At 46.7% G+C, this 6,489-nt stretch carries 7 protein-coding genes; 2 read left to right on the plus strand and 5 right to left on the minus strand.

The window, feature by feature from the left end:
* Window positions 1-90: 90 nt before the first annotated feature.
* The gene (locus tag ACTHMC_RS18905; protein WP_440415432.1) at window positions 91-576 is read left to right on the plus strand and encodes an RDD family protein; all 486 of its coding nucleotides are present in this window, start codon (window positions 91-93) and stop codon (window positions 574-576) included.
* Between the two features lie 81 nt (window positions 577-657).
* Here ACTHMC_RS18905 and ACTHMC_RS18910 read toward each other — a convergent pair whose 3' ends face one another.
* Complete coding sequence (locus tag ACTHMC_RS18910) at window positions 658-1,698, minus strand: WD40/YVTN/BNR-like repeat-containing protein (RefSeq protein ID WP_440415433.1); 1,041 nt, start codon at window positions 1,696-1,698, stop codon at window positions 658-660.
* Between the two features lie 22 nt (window positions 1,699-1,720).
* Between ACTHMC_RS18910 and mnmD the strand changes: the two genes are divergently transcribed.
* On the plus strand, window positions 1,721-2,395 hold the full coding sequence (mnmD, locus tag ACTHMC_RS18915; RefSeq protein ID WP_440415434.1) for a tRNA (5-methylaminomethyl-2-thiouridine)(34)-methyltransferase MnmD: 675 nt from the start codon (window positions 1,721-1,723) through the stop codon (window positions 2,393-2,395).
* Window positions 2,396-2,417: 22 nt separating this feature from the next.
* On the opposite strand, the gene cysS is transcribed toward mnmD, so the two are convergent.
* The 4 genes from cysS to ACTHMC_RS18935 all read right to left on the minus strand — a co-directional run.
* Complete coding sequence (gene cysS / locus ACTHMC_RS18920) at window positions 2,418-3,911, minus strand: cysteine--tRNA ligase (RefSeq protein ID WP_440415435.1); 1,494 nt, start codon at window positions 3,909-3,911, stop codon at window positions 2,418-2,420.
* A 68-nt stretch (window positions 3,912-3,979) separates the two neighbouring features.
* Entirely contained in the window at window positions 3,980-5,110 is a 1,131-nt protein-coding gene (locus tag ACTHMC_RS18925; RefSeq protein ID WP_440415437.1) for an endonuclease/exonuclease/phosphatase family protein, read from the minus strand.
* A gap of 9 nt (window positions 5,111-5,119) precedes the next feature.
* Window positions 5,120-6,037 (minus strand): rhomboid family intramembrane serine protease, encoded by a 918-nt coding sequence (locus ACTHMC_RS18930; protein ID WP_440415439.1) that lies wholly within the window; start codon window positions 6,035-6,037, stop codon window positions 5,120-5,122.
* A 103-nt stretch (window positions 6,038-6,140) separates the two neighbouring features.
* The coding region (locus ACTHMC_RS18935) for a rhomboid family intramembrane serine protease (protein ID WP_440415441.1) at window positions 6,141-6,489 on the minus strand (349 nt) is incomplete at its 5' end.

The following is a 6,489-nucleotide window of genomic DNA, read 5'->3' on the forward strand; positions in this document are numbered from 1 at the left end:
TTCCATTACTGACTATCCGGGGTTATTCATTTAATAATTTGAGAATCGGAATATTTTTCGCTTTTTTGCCTAACCTAAATTCAATTCAAGATGGATTCTACCAGTTCTCCTGATCTTTTAGCCGATCTTCAGGATGAGATCGTTTACCAGCATGCCGAAAAATGGCAACGATTTGTGAACCTCCTCATAGACTTTATAGTTGTTGGTATTATCAACAGTATTTTCGGGGGCATTGTACAAACGATCATTTTTGCATCCTATATCAGGGATTTCAGCACCATAGATTCTGCTTTCAGTTTTCCATGGCATTTGTTCCTGATCGTATGGCTTGTTCAGCTCAGCTTTTTCCTGGCCTATTATACCATCTTTGAAAAACTGATGAAAGGAAGAACAGTAGGCAAGCTGGTGACCGGCACCATGGCCGTTCGTGAAGATGGAAATCCGCTTACCTGGAAAAATGCTTTCCTGCGCAGTGTTTGCCGCCTCATACCATTTGAACCGATCGTGGCGCTGTTTACTTCTTATCCATGGCATGACGACTTCACCAATACTGTTGTTGTGAAGAAGCAATTGTAATTACTGACCATACATAAACAGAGATCCCGGCTCATCGGCCGGGATCTTTTATTTTATGGGTGAAGTGTATATGACTTATGCCTATGGTTTCACATAACGGAAAAGCGTGCCGCCATTGTAAATGACCCAGCCACGGTCCAGATCATCGGTGAAATGACATTCCACAAGATGTACCTGGTTTGTGATAGGAGTATAGAGCACCCTGGTGGAAGTATTGTTCTCTACTTTAAATACCATATTGGCGGTCATCACAAAACCTTTATCACCATCACCGAAATGGAAGTCGAAATAATTATCACTTATACTGATAGTTTTGGTCCAGGTAGCGCCGCCATCTACGGTTTTATACATATCCCCCGAATACACATCAGGGTTAGGCACTCCGATAGTATATCCTTTCAATGGATCGCTGCTCAGGAACTGGGTATTGTACATACTTGCAGGAAGTGCGCTGATCCTTGAAAAGGTGGCTCCGCCATCTGTTGTTTTGTAAAGCCCCCTGTTGGCAGTACTGAAGAACCCATTATTTGCATCCCGGAAAGAGATGTTATATGCATTGGTGGGAGACCCGGCAAGAAGGCTCCAGGTTGCGCCACCGTCGGTGCTTTTCAAAACCCCGCTTGGAGAGATGGCAAAACCATTGTTCTCATCCAGAAAGTAAACATCCGTGAATGTGTAAGTGGTGTTGGGATGCATGGTCCAGGTTTTACCGCTGTCAACGGTTCTTGCCAGCGACTTTTCAGAAACGCCCCATCCGTATTTATCATTCAGGAAGAAGAGATTGAAATAGGTAAGATCCTGCTGTGCGTTGGTCTTAGCCCATGTAAGCCCTCCATCCATGGAGCGGTAAATACCGCTTCCGGCCAGATAGCCAGCTGTATCATTGGCAAAGAACACATCCAGGCAATTATTGGGCACAGTTACTTTTGACCAGCCGGGAGTAAGAGACTGCACGCCGCCTGAATTGCGGGGATTATCCGGTCTGCTGATAGGATTATCGCCTCGTACACAGGAAACCGCATAAACGCCGGTCAGCGCTACAAACAAAAGCGCTTTAAAACCTTTCACCATAGGTGTATTCATTAGAGGATTGAAGATATTATATTTTTGGCATTGCTTCATGCTTCCTAGTTTTACGGATTCAATGGAACGTACAATCATACCAACGGCTGATGGGTCTGTAACGATATCCATCCCTGCCTCCGGGGTTACCTATCATTCAAAACACGGGGCCATCCAGGAATCCATGCACGTATTCATTGGCGCGGGCCTGCATTATATTATCCGTAAGGGTATAACGCATAAACCCCTGAGGATATTGGAAATGGGCTTTGGCACCGGCCTCAATGCCCTGCTGGTTTTGCAGGAGTCTATCCGAACCGGCCTCCCCGTGCTCTATGAATCTATTGAGGCCTATCCGCTGGAAAACGTTGTCTACAGCCGGTTAAATTATTGTGAGCAGCTGCAGGCTCCAGAGTTGCAACCCCTTTTTATGGAGCTGCATGATAGTTCCTGGGAAACAACACATGCCATCACTCCACAGTTCTCAATTGTCAAAAGAAATACCAGTTTGGAGAATTTCAGCGGTAATTCTGAAGTTGACCTGATATTTTATGATGCATTTGCCCCATCTGCACAGCCGGAGCTCTGGACAGTAAATGTGTTTAAAAAATTATATGCGTTATTGAGCCCCGGTGGTGTACTTACCACCTATTGTTCCAAGGGCGATGTAAGGAGGGCAATGATGGCGGCAGGATTTAGTATTGAAAAGATCCCCGGCCCACCCGGAAAACGGGAAATGGTGCGGGCCGGGAAGTAACAATTATTTTGTTATTTTCAACTCACTCAAACGTATAACCGACAGTGCCGTCCTTCTCATCTTTCAGCAATATGCCAAGTCCTTGCAACTGGTTCCTGATCTTGTCGGAAGTTGCATAGTCCTTACGGGTACGGGCATCTTTGCGGATATCGATGAGCAGGTCCAGCACACCGCTGAGTTTGCCATTGCCGGCAGCATTCTCACTTCTGAGACCGAAGATATTCTCCAGGTAATCCTTAAAATATTTCTTCAGCCTGTTAAGCGTTTCAACAGTGAGCGCTGTTACAGGAATATGTTTGTCTTTGATGGAATTGACCACGGGCACGATCTCGAAAATATTCGCCAGTACTTTGGCGGTATTGAAATCGTCGCTCATGTTCTCGTCCATTTCGGAAAGAACGTCGTTCACTTTTTTATTGAGAGCTTCATCAGGTTGTGCATCCTGTGCTGGCACTTCTATTCGCTGCAGGTTCTCGTAAGATTCCCAGAGGCGCTTCAATCCTCTTTCTGCTGCCTGCAGTGCCTCATTACCGAAGTCCAGTGTGCTGCGGTAATGCGTCTGTAAAATGAAGAAACGGATGGTCATGGGGCTGTAAGGCTGCTCCAGTATTGGGTTGGAGCCATCGAACATTTCCGTGAGCTTGATCTGGTTATTATAGCTCTTGCCCATCTTCTTCCCGTTCACCGTGATCATATTGTTATGAAGCCAGTACCTGGCAGGCACTTCCTTATTGCAGATGGTGCTTTGAGCGATCTCACTTTCGTGATGCGGGAACTGAAGGTCCATGCCACCACCGTGGATATCGAACTGACCTCCCAGGTATTTGGTAGCCATGGCAGAGCATTCGATATGCCAGCCGGGGAATCCTTCGCCCCATGGGCTGGCCCACCTCATGATATGTTCAGGAGGGGCTGCTTTCCAGAGCGCGAAATCGGCTTTATCGCGCTTTTCTTCCTGGCCATCCAGGTCGCGGGTTGTTTCCAGCTGGTCATCCAGGATGCGGCCGCTCAGTTTACCGTATGGATAATTGTCGGCATATTTCTTTACATCGAAATATACAGAACCATTCACTTCATAGGCATAACCGGCATCGATGATGGCTTTGATCATTTCAATCTGCTCCACAATATGGCCGGTGGCAGTAGGCTCGATGCTGGGCTCCAGGTTATTGAACTGCAACATGGCCCAGTGGAAGAGATTGGTATATTTCTGCACCAGCTCCATGGGCTCCAGTTTTTCCAGAACGGCTTTGCTGGAGATCTTATCAACTGCTGCTCTTCCTTCCTCTTCGAAGTGGCCTGCATCCGTGATATTACGAACGTACCGCACTTTGTAACCAAGGTGCAGCAGGTAACGGTAGATCACGTCAAAGGTGATGAACGGGCGGGCATGGCCAAGATGGCTTTCGCCACTAACGGTAGGTCCGCACACATACATACCCACATGCCCGGGCGTAATGGGAGTAAACACTTCTTTCTGCCTTGTGTAAGAATTAAGGACTTTCAACTCACTCATAAAATATTATTGATACGAAAACAGCAGAGGTTCAATAACAGGGATGTCTTCGGGCAAATATACTGATTTTATTTCCCGCCTGGTAGCCGGAGATCCGCAATTACCGGGTAGTGATCTGAATAGGGAACCAGTTTTCGTTTATACTGCACCACTTCAAATTGCTTGTCTGTCATGATATAATCTATACGGAGGGTAGGCGATATATTGGAGAAAGTTCTGCCGATCCCCAGTTCCTTTTCGGTAAACGCGTCCCGGCGGTTACCGCGGATTCTGAAATAGGTGTAGGAATTAGGTACATCATTGAAATCCCCGCAGAAAACTTCGGGAAGCTGGCAGCTGTCCAGTTGTTCCCTTACAATATCCACCTGGTCTCCGCGAAGCGAATATCCCTGCCTCAGTTTGCGGATCAGGGATTTGGAAGCCGCAACCATGCTGTCTTTCGCGTTCCTGATGATGGAAATATCGTGGTAATCCTTTTTTTGGAGCAGTACAGATTGCAGGTGGGCCGTATAGATCCGGAGGGGTTGCCCGTTTACCTCGATATCGATAGAGAGCATGCTTTCCGCGGCTCTCAGTTCTACCGGTCCCAGGAAACTGGTGCGGGAAGAATCCAGGATCGGGTATTTTGAAAAAATGGCACTGCCCATTTCATAGCGGGTATCTTTCTTTCCGTAATCGATAGCCCGGTAAAAATAAGGGTAGCCGATTTTTTTCAGGTCTTTGTAATTGCTGTAAGGTCCGTTGGGACCAGGTTCAAAATATTCCTGGAAGCAAAGTACGTCTGCATTCTGTTTGCGGATAAAATCCAGCATTTCAAGGCGGGCGCTTTCGCGGCCATCTTCACGGGTTTGCTCATCAAACCATTTTACATTCCAGGTAAGCACTCTGATGGAGTTGGCAGGTTTTTGCTCATTGTATTCATCAGCAAAAAAATGGAAGCCGATCAGCGCACGGATATTGGTGAAGCCCAGCAGCAATGCGGCCAATGAAAGGAATACCCATTTACTCCTTGCCAGCAGCCAGCCAACCAGGAATATGAATACCAGTAATAAAAGAAAGGGAAATGCCAGCCCGAGTATAGCGAAGAACCACCATTTATCCGGATGAAGGAACGCATTGGCGCATGCCATCAGGAAAACAGCGACTGTAATAATATTGCCTAATATGAAAAAACGCCTCGTGAAGGTTCGAATGGCCATTGCTTAAATTTACAACTCTTCATCTTCCGCAGCCCGCTTCAGTATTTCTTTTTCTTCTTCAGTCAGGTACCTGTAGCCCTGTTGGTTGATCTTATCCAGTATCTCATCGATCCTTTTCTGTGTGATATTGGGGATCTTTTTAAATGGCTGGGTTCCTTTTGAATTATAATACAGATCGTCTTTGGCTGTTTTTTTCCAGTTTCGTCTGTCTGGATTGAAGAGATTGGTGGCCCAATCGTAAGCGCTGTTCATCCAGGCGCTCCAGTCGTTGCCACGATTCATCTGGTAGATGAAAAGCCATCCCATACCGGCCGCACCAAGATGTGCCAGGAGGATGGGGGTATTCTGAACATCGATGCCACGGCTGACAGTAAGTGCCACATAAATTACGGTAAGTATCCAGAGCGGAATACCGCCATTGATCATAGGGAATATCCTGTAATTGGGCGCCAGCACCGTTGTTCCGATAGCGATGGCCATCAGGCCGGCGGATGCCCCTTCGAAAGGCAGGGAACCCTTCATACCCGGAACCAGGTTGGCAACCAGCAGGAAGATAATTCCACCCACCAGTCCGCCATAAATAAAAAGGGGAATAAGTTTATTGTTACCGGTCAGGTCCTGCAGGATAAACCCGAATGCCCAGAGCCAGAGCGCATTTCCGATGAGGTCCAGTACTTTATCATGAATGAACATGTAAGTGATCAGGGTCCATGGGCGCGAAAGGAATTTCTCAAAATCTACAGGCATCCTGAACCAGTCCAGGATATTGGTGTAATACTCCGCATCCGGCCAGTCCGAAAACTTGTAAACAACGTAGAGGAATTTGAAAATACAGAAGAGAATGGCAATCACAGCCAGCAACATCAGCAGGGAATTCCCATCCTGACCCAGAATCGTTTTTTTCTTATACCGGTTTTCCCGTAGCACGGAGTAAATTTTTGCGTGAATTTACAAAAGACCAATCAGAACAATAGCATGAACCTCCCGGCTAATGCTATTAAACGTTTTATAATTGGTAAAGTTGTTGCTTTTAATAATATGTTCTTCTGTTATTTCTGTTCATGATGGCCACCAGCAGGAAGCCAAAGAGCGCTCCGCCAAGGTGTGCGAAATGAGCAATACCATCTCCGCCGCCAGGATTGATGCCTCCGAAAAGGTCTAACAAAACGTAGGCCACCATCAGGTATTTCATTTTTATAGGAATAGGTAAAGGGAAAAGCATCATCTCCTGGTTAGGGTTTAGATAGGTAAAGGCTGCCATTACACCCATGATTGCTCCGCTGGCTCCCAATGTGCCGGTGAGCATGATTCTGTACGCTCTGCCCTGGGCCTCGGCCATGGAAATAGTGTCATTATCGAGCTTGCTCATTATTATGCTA

The organism is Pseudobacter sp. (genome assembly GCF_051955275.1).
Lineage (GTDB): Bacteria > Bacteroidota > Bacteroidia > Chitinophagales > Chitinophagaceae > Pseudobacter.